General features: G+C 74.4%; 17 protein-coding genes. 11 read left to right on the top strand and 6 right to left on the bottom strand.

What is annotated here, in order from left to right; all coding sequences use genetic code 11:
- Positions 1-61: 61 nt before the first annotated feature.
- On the bottom strand, positions 62-1144 hold the full coding sequence (disA, locus tag OCU29_RS09370) for a DNA integrity scanning diadenylate cyclase DisA (RefSeq protein ID WP_179614478.1): 1083 nt from the start codon (positions 1142-1144) through the stop codon (positions 62-64).
- 109 nt (positions 1145-1253) lie between these two features.
- Positions 1254-2657 (bottom strand): DNA repair protein RadA, encoded by a 1404-nt coding sequence (gene radA / locus OCU29_RS09365; RefSeq protein ID WP_261819691.1) that lies wholly within the window; start codon positions 2655-2657, stop codon positions 1254-1256.
- Positions 2658-2761: 104 nt separating this feature from the next.
- On the opposite strand from radA, the gene OCU29_RS09360 reads away from it, so the two are divergent.
- Both OCU29_RS09360 and OCU29_RS09355 read left to right on the top strand, forming a co-directional pair.
- Positions 2762-3808, top strand: coding sequence for a LacI family DNA-binding transcriptional regulator (locus OCU29_RS09360; protein WP_261819690.1), 1047 nt, complete (start codon positions 2762-2764; stop codon positions 3806-3808).
- Positions 3809-3844: 36 nt separating this feature from the next.
- Complete coding sequence (locus OCU29_RS09355) at positions 3845-4429, top strand: hypothetical protein (protein WP_261819689.1); 585 nt, start codon at positions 3845-3847, stop codon at positions 4427-4429.
- A gap of 9 nt (positions 4430-4438) precedes the next feature.
- Here the strand turns inward: OCU29_RS09355 and OCU29_RS09350 are convergent, their stop codons facing one another.
- The 3 genes from OCU29_RS09350 to OCU29_RS09340 all read right to left on the bottom strand — a co-directional run bounded on the left by OCU29_RS09350 (position 4439) and on the right by OCU29_RS09340 (position 6683).
- Positions 4439-5251 carry a class I SAM-dependent methyltransferase gene (locus OCU29_RS09350; protein ID WP_261819688.1) on the bottom strand — a complete coding sequence of 271 codons (813 nt, stop codon included), beginning with the start codon at positions 5249-5251 and terminating at the stop codon, positions 4439-4441.
- Complete coding sequence (locus tag OCU29_RS09345; RefSeq protein ID WP_179614474.1) at positions 5176-5814, bottom strand: VOC family protein; 639 nt, start codon at positions 5812-5814, stop codon at positions 5176-5178. Before OCU29_RS09345 ends, OCU29_RS09350 begins: the two co-directional genes overlap by 76 nt.
- 83 nt (positions 5815-5897) lie before the next feature.
- Complete coding sequence (locus OCU29_RS09340; RefSeq protein ID WP_179614473.1) at positions 5898-6683, bottom strand: hypothetical protein; 786 nt, start codon at positions 6681-6683, stop codon at positions 5898-5900.
- Between the two features lie 47 nt (positions 6684-6730).
- Here OCU29_RS09340 and OCU29_RS09335 point away from each other — a divergent pair, with 47 nt between their 5' ends.
- The 8 genes from OCU29_RS09335 (at position 6731) to OCU29_RS09300 (ending at position 13641) form a co-directional block, all read left to right on the top strand.
- Positions 6731-7678, top strand: a complete 948-nt coding sequence (locus tag OCU29_RS09335; RefSeq protein WP_179614472.1) for a Ppx/GppA family phosphatase — start codon at positions 6731-6733, stop codon at positions 7676-7678.
- A 3-nt stretch (positions 7679-7681) separates the two neighbouring features.
- Positions 7682-8494: a sugar phosphate isomerase/epimerase gene (locus tag OCU29_RS09330; protein WP_179614471.1), complete on the top strand. Its 813-nt coding sequence runs from the start codon at positions 7682-7684 to the stop codon at positions 8492-8494.
- A complete protein-coding gene (locus tag OCU29_RS09325; protein WP_261819687.1) occupies positions 8466-9200 on the top strand; it encodes an ABC transporter ATP-binding protein in 735 nt (244 codons plus the stop codon). The genes OCU29_RS09330 and OCU29_RS09325 overlap by 29 nt, the downstream gene beginning before the upstream one ends.
- Positions 9197-9934: an ABC transporter permease gene (locus tag OCU29_RS09320; protein ID WP_261819686.1), complete on the top strand. Its 738-nt coding sequence runs from the start codon at positions 9197-9199 to the stop codon at positions 9932-9934. The genes OCU29_RS09325 and OCU29_RS09320 overlap by 4 nt, the downstream gene beginning before the upstream one ends.
- Before the next feature lie 35 nt (positions 9935-9969).
- Positions 9970-10920, top strand: a complete 951-nt coding sequence (locus tag OCU29_RS09315; RefSeq protein ID WP_261819685.1) for a proline dehydrogenase family protein — start codon at positions 9970-9972, stop codon at positions 10918-10920.
- Between the two features lie 43 nt (positions 10921-10963).
- Complete coding sequence (gene proC, locus OCU29_RS09310) at positions 10964-11770, top strand: pyrroline-5-carboxylate reductase (protein WP_179614468.1); 807 nt, start codon at positions 10964-10966, stop codon at positions 11768-11770.
- Positions 11771-11938: 168 nt separating this feature from the next.
- On the top strand, positions 11939-12679 hold the full coding sequence (locus OCU29_RS09305; protein ID WP_179614467.1) for a hypothetical protein: 741 nt from the start codon (positions 11939-11941) through the stop codon (positions 12677-12679).
- A 35-nt stretch (positions 12680-12714) separates the two neighbouring features.
- Positions 12715-13641 (top strand): haloalkane dehalogenase, encoded by a 927-nt coding sequence (locus OCU29_RS09300; protein WP_261819684.1) that lies wholly within the window; start codon positions 12715-12717, stop codon positions 13639-13641.
- A gap of 18 nt (positions 13642-13659) precedes the next feature.
- Here OCU29_RS09300 and trpS read toward each other — a convergent pair whose 3' ends face one another.
- Positions 13660-14670, bottom strand: a complete 1011-nt coding sequence (trpS, locus tag OCU29_RS09295; RefSeq protein WP_261819683.1) for a tryptophan--tRNA ligase — start codon at positions 14668-14670, stop codon at positions 13660-13662.
- A gap of 211 nt (positions 14671-14881) precedes the next feature.
- Here trpS and OCU29_RS09290 point away from each other — a divergent pair, with 211 nt between their 5' ends.
- Positions 14882-16075 (top strand): acetoin utilization protein AcuC, encoded by a 1194-nt coding sequence (locus OCU29_RS09290; RefSeq protein ID WP_261819682.1) that lies wholly within the window; start codon positions 14882-14884, stop codon positions 16073-16075.
- The last annotated feature ends 59 nt before the right edge of the window (positions 16076-16134 follow it).

Genomic DNA, 16134 nt, shown 5'->3' with positions numbered 1-16134 from the left:
GAACCTTCAGCCAGGTGCCGCGAGCTCCATCGGGTACCCGATGAAACTCCCGCGGGGCGGCTCAGACGTAGCGCTCGAGGATGGTGGACTCGGCGAGGCGGGAGAGGCCCTCGCGGACGCTGCGGGCGCGCAGCTCGCCGACGCCCTCGACGGCCTGCAGGTCGTCGATGCCGGCGGAGAGCAGCTTCTGCAGGGTGCCGAAGTGGTCGACGAGGCGGTCCACGACGGTGGGGGGCAGGCGCGGGACCTTGGCCAGCAGGCGGTAGCCGCGGGGGGCGACGGCGCCGTCGAGGTGCTCGCCGTTGCCCAGGCCCAGGACCTTGGCGGTGGCGGCAGGGTCGACCAGGGCGGTGGGGGAGAGTGCCTCGAGCTGCTGGAGCAGCTCCTCGGGCGTCGAGGCCTTGCGCCCGGCGGGCAGGTAGTCGCGCACCACCAGCTCGCGCTCGGTGTCGACACCGGTGATGAGCTCCTCCAGCTGCAGCGACAGCAGCCGGCCGTCGGTGCCGAGCTCGAGCACGTAGTCCTCGATCTCGCGGGCGATGCGGGTGACCATCTCGAGGCGCTGGGCCACCACGGCCACGTCGCGCACGGTGACCAGGTCCTCGATCTCGAGGGCCGACAGGGTGCTGGAGACCTCGTCGAGGCGCAGCTTGTAGCGCTCCAGGGTCGCCAGCGCCTGGTTGGCGCGCGAGAGGATCTGGCCGACGTCCTCGAGCACGTGGCGCGTGGAGCCGACGTACGCCGCGATGATCTGCATCGACTGCGACACCGAGATCACCGGGAAGCCGGTCTGGCGGGCCACCCGGTCGGCGGTGCGGTGCCGGGTGCCGGTCTCCTCGGAGGGGATCGTGTGGTCGGGCATCAGGTGCACCGCGGCGCGCACGATGCGGGTCAGGCCCGCGTCGACGATGATCGCGCCGTCCATCTTGGCCAGCTCGCGCAGGCCGGTGGCGGTGAAGGGCACGTCGAGGTCGAAGCCGCCGGTGCTGATCTCGTCGACCCGCTCGTCCTGGCCGATCACGATGAGGGCACCGGTACGCCCGCGCAGGATGCGCTCGAGACCGTCGCGCAGCGAGGTGCCCGGCGCGATCGAGGCCAGCGTCTCGCGCAGGCGCAGCAGGTCGTCCGAGCGTTCGGCGGGCACGCGTTCCTCCAGGGGGGAGCGGGGCGGTGATTCCACCCCTACCCGGCGAGTCTAGAGCGGTGCGCCGGGGTGCGCGTCATCATTCCGGCCGGGGTCGCTCGCCGGTGGCTCAGCCCGGCCGGTCGGTCAGGCGCAGCACCTCGAGGGCGCTGGCGATGCCCGGCACCTCGAGGACCCGCATGCCCTCGATCTCGCGGGGCGCGCCCACCCCCTGGCCGCGGCGCCCGGGCTCGGTGGGCACCACCGCGTGGCGGAAGCCCAGCCGCGCCGCCTCGGCGACGCGCTGGGGCAGGTCGCGCACCCGGCGCAGCTCGCCGGCCAGGCCGAGCTCGCCGATCGCCACCACGCCGGTGGGCGGGGCGATGCCCAGGTGGGAGGAGACGAGCGCGATCGCCACCGCCAGGTCGCTGGCCGGCTCGTGCAGCCGCGCCCCGCCGACGGTGGAGGCGAAGACGTCCTGGGCGGAGAGCCGCAGCCCGCAGTGCCGCTCGAGCACGGCGAGCACCATCGCGACCCGGGAGCCGTCGAGCCCCGAGGTCGTACGCCGCGGCCGGTCGAGCGGCGAGGTGGTCACCAGGCCCTGCACCTCGGCCAGCATGGGGCGGCGGCCCTCCATGGTGACGGCCACGCAGGTGCCGGGCACCCGGCCGTGGTGCTGCTCGACGAACAGCCCGGTCGGGTCGGCCACGGCGCTGATGCCGTCGGGCCCGAGGTCGAAGCAGCCGACCTCGTCCACCGGCCCGAAGCGGTTCTTCATGGCGCGCACCATGCGGAAGCGGGAGTTGCGGTCGCCCTCGAAGTGCAGGACCACGTCGACGAGGTGCTCGAGGACCCGCGGCCCGGCGATCGCGCCGTCCTTGGTGACGTGGCCGACCAGCACGGTGGTGATCCCGCGGGTCTTGGCGACCCGGATCAGCGCGGCGGCGACCTCCTTGACCTGGGTGACGCCGCCGGGGACCCCGTCGACGCCGGAGGCGCCGATGGTCTGCACCGAGTCGACGACGATGAGCTCGGGGCGGGTCTCCTCGATGTGGGTCAGCACCGCGCCGAGGTCGGTCTCGGCGGCCAGGTAGAGCTCGTCGTGCACCCCACCGGTGCGGTCGGCGCGCAGGCGCACCTGGGAGGCCGACTCCTCCCCGGTGACGTAGAGGGTGCGGCGCTGGTAGCGCGCGGTCTGGGCGGCCACCTCGAGCAGCAGGGTGCTCTTGCCGACGCCGGGCTCGCCGGCCAGCAGGATCGCGGCGCCGGGCACCAGCCCGCCGCCCAGCACCCGGTCGAGCTCGGGCACCCCGCTGGTGCGGAAGCCGGCCTCCTCGACCGAGACCTGCCCGATCGGCACCGCCTTGGTGGTGACCGGGGAGGCGGCGGTGCGCAGCGCGGGCGCGGCGGCGGCCTCGGCGACCGAGCCCCACGCCTGGCACTCGCCGCAGCGGCCCACCCACTTGCCGGTCTCCCAGCCGCACTCGGAGCAGCGGTAGGTGGGCCGGGCGGCACGTGCGGGGGACTTCGCCATGGGGCGCACGCTAGGCCAGGGCACCGACAGCGCCGGGCGCCCGTCGTGGTTACAGTGCTCCTGTCGGACTTGGAACGATCAAGAAGTCGCACGAGGGGGTGGCCGTGTCCCGCACCAGCGCTCGTACGTCGGCGCTGCCGCCCACCCTGGCCGACGTCGCCGAGCGCGCCGGGGTCTCGCGGCAGACCGTCTCCAACGCGGTCAACAATCCCGACCTGCTGCGCGCCGACACCCTGCTGCGGGTCCAGCAGGCCATCGCCGACCTCGGCTACCTGCCCAACCGCGCAGCCCGCAACCTGCGCACCCGGGCCTCCCACCTGATCGGCCTGCGCATCCAGGCCGTCCAGGAGGGCACCGCCAACGCCACGATGGACCGCTTCGTGCACTCGCTGGTCGAGACCTCGCGCGAGGCCGGCTACCACGTGCTGCTCTTCACCGGCGACCCCACCGACCCGCTCTCGGGCTACGACGACCTGCTGCGCTCGACCGCGGTCGACGCCTTCGTCGTCACCGACACCTACCTCGGCAACCCGCAGGCCGAGTGGCTCGACAGCCGGCGGGCCCCGTTCGTCGCCTTCGGCCGCCCGTGGGAGAACCCCGAGTCCACCCACGCCTGGGTCGACGTCGACGGCGCGGCGGGCTGCGAGAGCGCCGCCCGCCACCTGCTCGACAAGGGCCACGAGCGGATCGCCTGGATCGGCTGGCGCAAGGACTCCCGCATCGGCGAGGACCGCCGCGCCGGCTGGCACCGCGCGATGAAGCAGGCCGGGCTGCCGACCTCGGGCCTGGCCTCCCGGGTCGAGGACACCGTGGCCAGCGGTGCCGAGGCCAGCGAGGTGCTGCTCGACGAGGCCGCGCCGACCGCGTTCGTGTGCGCCTCCGACACCCTGGCGATGGGGGTGCTGCAGACCCTCGACCTGCGCGGGCTGCGGGTCGGTGACGACGTCGCCGTCGTGGGCTTCGACGACTCCCAGGTCGCCCAGGTGGTGCGCCCCGGGCTCAGCTCGGTGCGCCAGCCGCTCGAGGACGTCGCGATCGAGGTCGTCACCGCGCTCGAGGGCCTGCTCGGCCGCCCCCGGGTGGCCCAGCAGGGGGTGCTGCTCACCCCGTCGCTGGTGGTCCGCGACTCCTCCGGACCCGACCGCCGCTGAGCGAGGGCTGTCGGCGGCCTGTGCCACCGTGGCGCCATGACCGGGTGGCGGATGGGCTGGGGCGACGACGAGAGCGGCGACCGGGGTGACGCGTCCTCAGGCGTCGACCTCGAGCCGCGACCGGTCCCGCCCGGCGCGGTCCGGCTGGTGCGCGTCGTCCTGCAGGGCTTCCACGCCCTGCCCGCCGACCCGCTGCTGGTGATGTGGGACGACCACCGCTGCGCGGTGCGGCTCCCCGACGGCCGGCTGCGCTGGTACGCCGACCCCGAGCGGCAGGCCCACCCCCGCGACCGCTCGATCGTGGTCGAGGAGAGCGGCGTCTTCCCCCGCGGCAACCGCGCCATGGACGCACTCGTCGTGCGGTCCCTGCTCGACCTGGTGGAACGGGTGAACGCCGACGAGGTCGTCGCGGTCGACCACGACGGGCTGGTCCGCCTCCGTGGCGAGCACGACGACAGCAGCGCCGAGGTCGTGACCTGCCCGGGGACCGGGGTCGTGCTGCGGGCCTCCGGCCGGCAGGGGCGGGCCGCCCCGTGGCGCTTGGAGGTCCTCGACAACCGGCTGGTCGAGGGGCACCCCGAGCTGCTCGAGCCCGTCGACGTCAGCCCGATGCCCCGCTGAGCGTCCGGCTCAGAAGCGGCGCCACCACACGTCGACGGCGTACTCCACCTCGGTGCCGCCACCGGCGGCCCGGTGCTCGGCCAGCGCCTGCTCGGCCGCGGGGCCGGGCAGCTCGATGCGCACCACCGCCTCGAGGTCGGCAGGGGAGTCGAAGGACCAGCGGGTCAGCACCGGCTCGCGCCGCCAGCCGTGCGCGGCCCAGAACTCCCGCTTCACCTCGGGCGCGGGGTGCTCGGGGAAGCCGCGGGCGAACCACGCCCCGAAGGTCGAGCGGCTCGCGTCGTTGTCGATCACGTACGCCGCCGCCCCGGGGCGGGCGACCCGGGCGAGCTCGGCCAGACCGGGCTCGCAGCCGGGGCCGAAGAAGTAGGCCCAGCGCGCGTGCACCACGTCGATGCTCGCGTCGGGCAGCGGCAGGGCCTGCGCGGTGCCGCCGAGCACCGTGACCCCCGCCGTCCGGCGGGTGCGCCGCGTGGCGATGGCGCGCAGGTCGGGGTGCGGCTCGACCCCGGTCACCGACGCGGCGGTGCGGGCGAGGCGACCCAGGTGGAAGCCGGTGCCGCAGCCGAGGTCGAGCACGTCGCGCCCGGCCCAGCCGCCGAGCCGCTCGATGGCGGCCTCGACCAGCCCGTCGGGGTCGAAGGCGTGGTTCTCGACCTCGTAGGTGTCGGTGTGGTGCCAGATGTTGGGGCTCGGGCGGGTGCCCTCGGGCAGCCCGGGGTGCGCCGGGGGCCCAGGGGTCGTGCTCAGAGCCGGACCAGGCCGCCGGGGGTCTGGATCTGCACGGCGATCACGCCGGGGGTGCCGTGCGGGGCGACCCACTCGACCTTGACGTCCTCGAGAGGCGCCTCGACCGGCTCGCCGAGCCACTCGCTGACCCGCAGCGGGTCACCGGCGATCTCGAGGCAGGCCAGCGCGTAGGAGTCGTCGGCGCCGTGGCTGGGGTGCAGCTCGGCGGGCACCTCCCACTGCAGGAAGAACGGCAGCTGCGGGTCGGCCATCAGCCCGTTGATGCCGATCTGCTTCCAGCGCAGCTCGGTGCCGTCGGGGCGGTGCCGGCTGCCCTGCGCGGCCTCGCGGCCCAGGCGCTGCTCGGCGACCGAGATGTCGTCGACCGCGACGGCCCAGCCCAGCCAGCCGCCGCCGAGCGCCGAGCGGGCGCGCACGGCCTGGCCGAAGGGGGCCTTGTCGGAGGCGGGGTGGTCGAGGACCTCGACGATCTCGAGGTAGGTGTCGCCCGCGAGCGGCAGCACCATGTTGCGGGTGCCGAAGCGGGGGTGGATGCCGCCGTCGGTGAAGTCGCGGCCCAGCAGCCCGCCGATGCGCTGCGCGGTGCTGGCGAGTCCGTCGGGTCCGGCGGCGTAGGAGAGGTGGTCCAGGCGCATACCCACGATTGTGAACTCCGCAAAGACGTGCCTCGACGGCGGGGTCGGTTCTCTCGACGTCGAGAGTCCGGTGCCGCCCGGGGTCAGCGCGGGTCGGCGGGGTGCAGCGCCAGCGCCGAGCGGGAGCGCAGGTGGGCCTCGCAGTGGCGCACCAGCTCGTCGTACGCCGCCGCGCCCATCAGCTCGCGCAGCTCGGCCTCGTTGGTGACGTAGACCGGCTCGATGGACACGTGGGCCTCGGTGTTGCCCGAGCAGTACCAGTCGAGGTCGTGGCCGCCGGGGCCCCAGCCGCGGCGGTCGTACTCGCCGATGCTGACCTCGGTGTACTCGGTGCCGTCGGTGCGCTCGACCTCGCGGAAGGTGCGGCGGATCGGCAGCTGCCAGCACACGTCGGGCTTGGTCTCGAGCGGGTGCAGGTCGAGGTCGAGGGCCAGGCCGTGCAGCGCGCACCCGGCGCCGCCGGGGCCGGCCTCGGGGTCCTCGGGCGCGAAGCCGGGACGGTTCTGGAAGATGCAGGCCTGCTGGCCGTCGACCTCGGTGACCCGGGTCTTGCGGGCGCCCTCGTCGTCGAGCTCGACCCAGTCGTCGCGGCCCACCGCGCGCCCGGGGTGCTGCTGCCACTGGTGCGGGGAGAGCTGCTCGACGAAGCCGGCCACCCGCTCCTCGTCGGCGTCGTCGGCGAAGTGGGCGCCGAGCGTGCAGCACCCCACGTCGGGGGCGTCGGCGAAGATGCCGGGGCAGCCCTGGCCGAAGATGCAGGTGTAGGAGGACGTCAGCCAGGTGAGGTCGCAGCGCAGCACCTCGTCGTGGTCGTCGGGGTTGACGAACTCGACCCAGGCGCGGGGGAAGACGAGGTCCACTTCGGGCACCGGCACACCCTACGTTCCCGGGCGGGCCGGGGGAGTACGTTGGTCCCATGCGGCTGGGCGTCCTCGACATCGGCTCGAACACCGGGCACCTGCTGGTGGTCGACGCCCACGGTGGCGCGGCGCCGCTGCCGGCGTACTCCTACAAGGAGCCGCTGCGCCTGGCCGAGCACCTCGTGGTCGAGGGGCCCGACGAGGGCGCGGTCTCCGAGGCGGGTGTCGAGGCGCTGACCGCCTTCACCGCCCAGGCCCTCGCCGTGGCCGAGGACAAGGGCTGCGAGGACATGCTGGCCTTCGCGACCTCCGCGGTGCGCGACTCGGCCAACGCCGACGAGGTGCTCGACCACGTCCACGCGAGCACCGGGGTGCGGATCGCGGTGCTCTCGGGCGAGGACGAGGCGCGCCTGACCTTCCTGGCCGTACGCCGCTGGTTCGGCTGGTCGGCCGGCCGGCTGGCCGTCTTCGACATCGGCGGCGGCTCCCTCGAGATCGCCGGCGGGCCCGACGAGGCGCCCGACGTGGCCTGGTCGCTGCCGCTGGGTGCGGCGCGCCTGGCCCGGGCCCACTTCGGGGACGGGGCGCCCGACGAGGAGGCGATCCGCGAGCTGCGCCGCCGCATCCGCGCCGAGATCGCCCGCGACGCCGGCCACCTGCTGCGGGCCGGCTCGCCCGACACCGCCGCCGCCACCTCCAAGACCTTCCGGTCCCTGGCCCGCATCTGCGGGGCCGCCTCCTCCTCCGAGGGGCCGCTGGTGCCGCGCGCGCTGCCGCTCGAGGCGCTCGCGGAGTGGATCCCCAAGCTGGTCGCGATGGACCACGACGAGCTGGCCTCGCTGCCGGGCGTGTCGGCCAGCCGCGCCCACCAGGTGGTGCCCGGCGCGCTGGTGGCCGAGGCCTGCATGGACATCTTCGACCTCGACGAGCTCGAGATCTGCCCGTGGGCGCTGCGTGAGGGCGTCATCCTCGAGCGGCTCGACCAGCTCAGCGTCCTGGGCTGAGCCGTGAGCAGCGCCCGCACCCGCATCGGCCTGTCCACCTCCTCGGTCTACCCCGAGTCGACCGCCCACGGCTTCGCCTACGCCGCCCAGCTGGGCTACGACGCCGTCGAGGTGATGGTCGGCATCGACGCGCTGAGCCAGCAGACCGCGGCGGTCCGGCAGCTCTCCGAGCACCACGAGATGCCGGTCTGCGCGGTGCACGCCCCGTGCCTGCTCTTCACCCAGCGGGTCTGGGGCACCGAGCCCTGGGGCAAGCTCGAGCGCTCCGCCGAGATGGCGCACGCCGTGGGGGCGCGCACCGTCGTGGTGCACCCGCCGTTCCGCTGGCAGAAGGAGTACGCCCGCGGCTTCGTCGACGGCATCGCCGCCCTGGAGGAGTCGACGGGGCTGGCGTTCGCGGTCGAGAACATGTACCCCTGGCGGGCCCAGGTGACCTCGCGCGCCGGCGCCGGCATGGAGATGTACCTGCCGGGTTGGGACCCCTCCGCCGAGACCTACGCCTCCACCACCATCGACCTCTCGCACGCCGCGATCGCCGAGGACGACCCGGTCGAGATGGCCCGGCGGCTCGGCGACCGGCTGCGCCACGTGCACCTCACCGACGGCACCGGCTCGCCCAAGGACGAGCACCTGGTGCCCGGCCGCGGCGGCATGGACGCCGCGGGCTTCCTGCGCCACCTCGCCGGCAACGGCTTCGACGGCGACATCGTGCTAGAGATCAACACCCGCCGCTGCGACACCCGCGAGGAGCGCGAGGCCGACCTGCGCGAGTCCCTGGAGTTCGCCCGTGAGCACTTCGCGGTCCCTGCCCTCTGAGCCGCCGGTCGCGGAGGTCGCCGGCCTCGTCGTACGACGAGGTGGGCGCGCGGTGCTGCAGGGCCTCGACCTGCGGGTGGGCCACGGGGTCACCGGCCTCCTGGGCCCCTCGGGCAGCGGGAAGTCGACGCTGATGCGCGCCCTGGTCGGCAGCCAGCTCGTCAGCGCCGGCACCGTCACGGTGCTCGGCCACCCGGCCGGGAGCCCGGCGGTGCGCGGCCGCGTCGGCTACGCCACCCAGTCGGCGGGGGTCTACGACGACCTCAGCGTCGCCGAGAACCTCGGCTTCTTCGCCCGGGTGCTGGGCGTCGGCGGCACCGAGGTCGAGCGGGTGCTCGAGGTCGTCGACCTGGCCGAGCAGCGCGACGCGGTGGTCGGACGGCTCAGCGGCGGGCAGCGGGGCCGGGTCGGGCTGGCGGTGGCGCTGCTGGGCAGCCCCGAGCTGCTGGTGCTCGACGAGCCGACGGTGGGCCTGGACCCGGTGCTGCGGGCCCGGCTGTGGGGCCGCTTCCACGAGCTGGCGGCGGCGGGCGCGGCGGTGCTCGTCTCGAGCCACGTGATGGACGAGGCCGAGCGCTGCGACCGGCTGCTGCTGGTGCGCGAGGGGCGCCTGCTCGCCGAGGACACCCCGGCGGGCCTGCGCGAGCGCACCGGGGCCGGCACCGTCGAGGACGCCTTCCTGGCGCTGGTGGAGGAGGGGCGGTGAGGGCGCGCGTCACGGTCGCGGTCGCGGCCCGGGTGCTGACCCAGCTGCGCCGCGACCACCGCACGATGGCGATGCTGCTCCTGCTGCCGACCCTGCTCGTGGTGCTGCTGTGGTGGATGTTCTCCGACGTCGACCCCGAGGTCTTCGACCGCGTCGGGCCGGCGCTGCTGGCGATCTTCCCCTTCACCGTGATGTTCCTGGTCACCAGCGTCACCACGCTGCGCGAGCGCACCGGCGGCACCCTGGAGCGGCTGATGGTGGCGCCCACCGCCCGCCTCGACCTGCTCGGCGGCTACGCCCTGGCCTTCGGGCTGGTCGCGGTGGTGCAGTCGCTGGTCACGGTGCTGGTCAGCGCCGGCCCGCTCGGACTGGAGATCGCCGGCCCGGTGTGGATGCTGGTGCTCGTCGCGGTCGTCGACGCCCTGCTCGGCACCTCGCTCGGGCTGTTCGTCAGCGCCTTCGCCCGCAGCGAGTTCCAGGCCGTGCAGTTCATGCCGGCCGTGGTGATCCCCCAGCTGCTGCTCTGCGGGCTCTTCGTGCCCCGCGACGCGCTGCCGCCGGTGCTCGCCACCGTCTCCGACGTGCTGCCGCTGTCCTACGCCGTGGACGCGATGAGCACCCTGTCGACCTCGAGCGGCACCGGCGCGGCGTGGCGCGACCTGGCGGTGGTCGCCGGGTTCGCCGTGGCGGCCGTGCTGCTCGGGGCGGCGACGCTGCGGCGTCGTACCGCCTGAGACGGGGGCTGGGGCGCCGACGTAGCCTGCTGCCCATGGCCCTTCTCCGGCAGCCGCTGCTCCTGCTCGCCCGCAGCCAGCAGGTCAAGAACCTCGTCAGCACCCTGCCGGTCTCGGCCGGCATCGTTCGCGGCTACGTGCCGGGGGAGGCCACCGCCGACGCGGTGCGCGCCGCCGGCGAGCTCGCCGCCGACGGGCTGGCCTCGACCCTCGACTTCCTCGGCGAGGACACCGAGGACCGCGCGCAGGCCGACGCCACGGTGGCGGCGTACCTCGACGTGCTCGGCGCGCTGGGCTCCGAGGGCCTGGCCGGCGGCAGCGAGGTCTCGCTCAAGCTGAGCGCGATCGGCCAGTTCCTCCCCGCCGACGTCGCGCCCGAGGGCGGGCACCGCGTGGCGCTGGAGAACGCGCGCACCATCTGCCGCGCCGCGCGCAACGCCGGCACCACGGTCACCCTCGACATGGAGGACTACACCACCACCGACTCGACGCTGGCGATCCTGCGCGAGCTGCGCAAGGACTTCCCCGAGACCGGCGCGGTGCTGCAGTCCTACCTGCACCGCACCGAGGACGACTGCCGCCAGCTGGCCTACGAGGGCTCGCGGGTGCGGCTGTGCAAGGGCGCCTACGCGCAGCCCGAGTCGGTCGCCTACCAGGACCCGCTCGAGGTCGACCGCTCGTACGTGCGCTGCCTCAAGGTGCTGATGGAGGGCCAGGGCTACCCCATGGTCGCCACCCACGACCCGCGCCTCGTCGAGATCGCGACCTCGCTGGCCGGCCGCTCCGCGCGGCCCCAGGGCAGCTACGAGTTCCAGATGCTCTACGGCGTGCGGCCCGACGAGCAGCGCCGGCTCGCGGCCAGCGGCGAGACGGTGCGGGTCTACGTGCCCTACGGCCAGGAGTGGTACGGCTACCTGATGCGCCGCCTGGCCGAGCGCCCGCAGAACCTGGCCTTCTTCGCGCGGTCGCTGGTCTCCAAGAAGTGACTCCTCCCCGCGCCGGGGGCCGCGGGCTGGGAGGATGGGCGCCATGACCTCTCAGACCGCGATCATCGGTGCCGGCGTGATGGGTGAGGCCCTGCTCTCGGGCCTGGTGCGGGCGGGGCGCCGCGTCGACCGGCTGATGGTCGGCGAGAAGCGCGCCGAGCGCGCCCACGAGCTCGAGGAGCGCTACGGCGTCGCCGTGCTCGACAACCGCAGCGCCGCCGAGAAGGCCGACACCGTGGCACTGGTCGTCAAGCCGCAGGACATGGGCGACCTGCTCGACGAGATCGCCCCGGTGCTGCGGCCCGGCGTCCTGGTCGTCAGCCTCGCCGCCGGCATCACCACCGCCTTCATCGAGGCGCGGGTCCCCGAGGGCGTCGCGGTGGTGCGGGTGATGCCCAACACCCCCGCGCTCGTCGACGAGGGGATGACCGCGATCTCGCCGGGCTCGCACTGCACCGAGGCCGACCTCGCCGAGGTCGAGACCCTGATGTCGTCGGTCGGCAAGGTGCTGCGCATCCCCGAGCGCCAGCAGGACGCCGTCACGGCGATCAGCGGCTCCGGGCCGGCGTACATCTTCTTCGTCGTGGAGTCGATGATCGAGGCCGGCGTCCACCTCGGGCTGCCCCGCAGCACCGCCACCGACCTGGTGATCCAGACCCTCGTGGGCAGCGGCCGGATGCTGCAGGAGACCGGCACCCACCCCACGGTGCTGCGCGAGCAGGTCACCTCCCCGGGCGGCACCACCGCCTCGGCCCTGCGCGAGCTCGAGGTGCACCGGGTCCGCGCCGCGTTCCTGGCCGCCATGGAGGCCGCCCGCGACCGCTCCCGCGCCCTGGCCCAGGGCAGCTGACCGGCTGCTGGCTGCCCTGCATGAGTCCCCGGCCGACCGGGTACTCATGCACTTGTCAGGTGTTGCAACACCCACCAAGTGCAGGAGTCACCGGCTGACCGGTGACTCATGCAGCCGCCCCTGGACAGGTGGTGGTGGGGCCGACTGGGGTGCTGGCAGGGTGGAGGCATGACTGACACCGCGGCGCAGCCGCACGTCCGGTTCTGGTTCGACCCCGTGTGCCCCTTCGCCTGGATGACCAGCAAGTGGGTCCGGATGGTCGCCGAGCAGCGCGAGCACGAGGTGGAGTGGCGCTTCATCTCGCTGCGCCTGCTGAACTCCCACATCGACTACGACTCCCACTTCCCCGCGGAGTACGAGGCCGGCCACACCTCGGGGCTGCGCCTGCTGCGGGTCTGCGCGCGGGCGCGCGACGAGCACGGCCCCGACGCGGTGGCGCGGCTCTACCCCGCGATCACCTCGCGGATCTTCGACGTCGACCCCGCGACCTCCAGCGGCGGGATGCCCGACGGCGAGCGGGCCCAGGAGCTGCTGCACGCCGCCCTCGAGGAGGCCGGGCTGCCGGCCGAGCTCGCCACGGCCTTCGACGACGAGTCGTACGACGCGCAGCTGCAGGCCGAGACCGACGAGGCGCTCGCGCTGACCGGCAAGGACGTCGGCACCCCCATCCTGCACATCGCCCCGCCCGAGGGGGCCGCGTTCTTCGGTCCCGTGATCAGCCGCCTGCCCGGCGAGGAGGAGGCGGGTGCGCTGTGGGACCACGTGGTCGGGCTGGCCACCTTCCCCGGCTTCGCCGAGCTCAAGCGCAGCCTGCGCGAGCTGCCCCAGCTGCGCGCCCTCGGCGTCGACGAGGACGAGGCCGGCGTCCAGGAGGACTGGCACGGCGGCTCGCGCCGCCAGAAGAAGTAGCACCCGCCCCGCCCGCACCCGCCTCGAGGAGACCCGTGAAGACCCTGCGCACCCCCGACGACCGCTTCGCCGACCTGCCCGACTTCCCGTGGCACCCGTCGTACGCCGAGCTCACCGACCCCGACGGCGGCGACGAGCCGGTGCGGATGGCCTACCTCGACGTCGGCCCCGAGGAGGGCTTCGACGACGCCCCGGTCGCGCTGCTCCTGCACGGCGAGCCGACCTGGTCCTACCTCTACCGCCACGTGGTCGGGGTGCTGGCCTCGGCCGGGGTGCGCTGCATCGTCCCCGACCTGATCGGCTTCGGTCGGTCCGACAAGCCCACCCGCACCGAGGACCACAGCTACGCCCGCCACGTCGAGTGGGTGCGCGAGCTGGTCGTCGACGACCTCGACCTGCGCGACGTGACGCTGGTCGGGCAGGACTGGGGCGGGCTGATCGGGCTGCGCCTGGTCGCCGAGCACCCCGACCGGTTCGCCCGCGTCGTGGCCGCCAACACCGGCATGCCGACCGGTGACTTCGACATGCCGGAGATCTGGTGGCAGTTCCGCCGCGCGGTCGAGAACGCCCCCACCCTCGACGTGGGCCGCTTCGTGGAGTCCGGGTGCGTGCGCGGGATGAGCGCGCAGGTGCGCGCGGCGTACGACGCGCCGTTCCCCAGCCAGGACCTCGTCGCCGGCCCGCGGGCGATGCCCGGGCTCGTGCCGACCAGCACCGACGACCCGGCCACCGAGGCCAACCGGGCCGCCTGGGAGGTGCTGGGGCGCTGGGAGAAGCCGTTCCTGGTCGCCTTCTCCGACTCCGACCCGATCACCGGGGCGATGGGGCCGCTGATGAAGAAGCTGGTGCCCGGCACCCGCGAGGTCGAGCACCCGGTGATTGAGCGCGCCGGCCACTTCCTGCAGGAGGACGCCGGCGCCGAGCTCGGCCACGCCGTGGCCGACTTCATCGCCGCGACCTGAGCCGGGCCCCGGCCCGGGTCACAGCCCCATCGCTGCCTCGGCCGCCGCGAGCACCGGGGCGGTGACCCGGCGGCAGCGTGCCTCCCCGTCGGCGTACGCCGCCTCGAGGGGGCCGGGGTCGGCGGCCAGCTCGGCGTGGCGGCGCTGCAGCGGCTCGAGGACGCCGACGACGGCGTCGGTGACGGCGCGCTTGAGCGCGCCGTAGGTGCTGATGCCGTCGGCGGAGCCGCCGCAGGCCGCCAGCACCTCGAGCAGGTTGGTGACCCCGGGCTTGGTGTCGCGGTCGGCGCGCACCGCGTCGGGCCCGGTCTCGGCATCGGTGACGGCGCGGGCCACCTTGCGGCGCACGACGTCCGGCGGGTCCAGCAGGGCGACGACCCCGGACAGCTCGGTGCTCGACTTGCTCATCTTCTCGGTGGGGCGCTGCAGGTCCATCACCCGTGCCCCCGTCGGCGCCACGACGACCTCGGGCACCGTGAAGACCTCGCCGTAGGTGCGGTTGAAGCGCAGGGCGAGGTCGCGTGCGAGCTCGACGTGCTGGCGCTGGTCGTCGCCCACCGGCACCTGGGCGGGCCGGTAGAGCAGGATGTCGGCGGCCATCAGCACCGGGTAGGTGAGCAGTGCGGCCCTGCTGGACCCGTTGGCCCGACGCCGCTGCTTGAACTGGATCATCCGGCCCAGCTCGCCGCTGGAGGCGACGCACTCGAGCAGGAACGCCAGCTGGCGGTGCGCGGGCACCCGGCTCTGCACGAACAGGGTGCTGCGCTCGAGACCGACCGCGAGCAGCAGCCGCGCGAGGTCGCTGCTGCGCTCGCGCAGCAGCCGCGGGTCGTGGCCGTCGGTCATCGCGTGCAGGTCGGAGACCCCGACGAAGCAGTCGTGGGCGTCCTGGCCGGCGACGAGCGGCCGCATCGCGCCCAGCAGGTTGCCGAGGGTCGGGGTCCCGGACGGGGTGAGCAGCGAGAGCCGCCGCGCGGTGGAGGTCGTGGCGATGGTGGCCGTGGTCGTGCTGGTGGTGGTCGTGGACATGTCTGCTCCTGGAGGTGGGTGTGCCCACGCGCGGTGCAGGTCCGGAGATGACGAACGGCCGCCCGTGGGCGGCCGTGGGATGAGGGTGTGCTCGATCGGTGGTCCGCCGTCAGGCGGCCCACCACTGCGACGAGGTCGTGGAGGTGATCAGCACGTGAGCACGGTAGCGCCTGCGCGTGTCCGACGTCACCCGGGCGGTAGCGTCGCGGTCGTGCTCGCCTGTTCCGGACCCTCCAGCGTCGTCTTCGACGCCCGCCTCACGGAGTACGACTTCGGCGCGGGCCACCCCATGTCACCGGTGCGCGTGGACCTGACCATGCGCCTGGCCCAGGGGCTCGGCGTGGTGGGCGGCCCGCAGGGGTTGCGGACCGTGCCGGCGCCGGTCGCGGACGACGACCTGCTGGCCACCGTGCACGAGGCGTCGCTGCTCGAGGCCGTGCAGGACGCCGGTCGCCACGTCCGGCCGCGCCTCGACGTCGGGCTGGGCACCGAGGACAACCCGGTCTTCGCCGGCATGCACGAGGCCGGCGCCCACGTGGTGGGCGCCACGGTCGAGGCCTGTCGCCAGGTCTGGAGCGGGGAGTCGCTGCACTCGGCCAACATCACCGGCGGGCTGCACCACGCCATGCCCGACCGGGTCAGCGGGTTCTGCGTCTACAACGACATCGCGGTCGGCATCCGCTGGCTGCTCGACCAGGGCGTGGAGCGGGTGGCCTACGTCGACATCGACGTCCACCACGGCGACGGCGTCGAGAAGATCTTCTGGGACGACCCGCGGGTGCTGACGGTCTCCCTGCACGAGACCGGCCAGATCCTCTTCCCGGGCACCGGGTCGGCGCAGGACCTGGGCGGACCCGGCGCCGAGGGCAGCGCCGTCAACGTCGCGCTTCCTCCCGGCACCTCCGACTCCGGGTGGCTGCGCGCCTTCCACGCCATCGTGCCCCCGCTGCTGCGGGAGTTCTCCCCGCAGGTCCTGGTCACCCAGCACGGGTGCGACTCCCACGCCGACGACCCGCTGGCCCACCTGATGCTCTCGGTCGACGGTCAGCGGATGGCCCACCACGCCCTGCACGACCTGGCCCACGAGGTGGCCGACGGCCGGTGGGTCGCGCTGGGCGGCGGCGGCTACGAGCTGGTCTCGGTGGTGCCGCGCTCGTGGACCCACCTCCTGGCAGCCGTGCGCGGCACGCCGCTCGACCCGGACACCGCCACCCCCGACGCCTGGCGCGAGCACGTGCAGCGGCTCCTGGGCCAGGTGGCGCCGCGGCGGATGACCGACGGCGTCACCCCCACCTACCAGGACTGGTCCGAGGGCTACGACCCCGACACCTGGCTCGACCGCGCGGTGCAGGCCACCCGGGTGGCCGCCTTCCCCCTGCACGGGCTGGACCCGCAGGCCTGGTGAGGCCAGCGTGGCGTGCCCCATCTGGGTGACATGCAAGCCGACACGCCGACAAAACTCAG

Origin of the sequence: Nocardioides sp. OK12 (assembly GCF_024341885.1) — a bacterium.
GTDB lineage: Bacteria > Actinomycetota > Actinomycetes > Propionibacteriales > Nocardioidaceae > Nocardioides > Nocardioides marinisabuli.
Note: the sequence above shows the minus strand (reverse complement) of the source record. Positions and strands in the feature narration are given on the sequence as shown.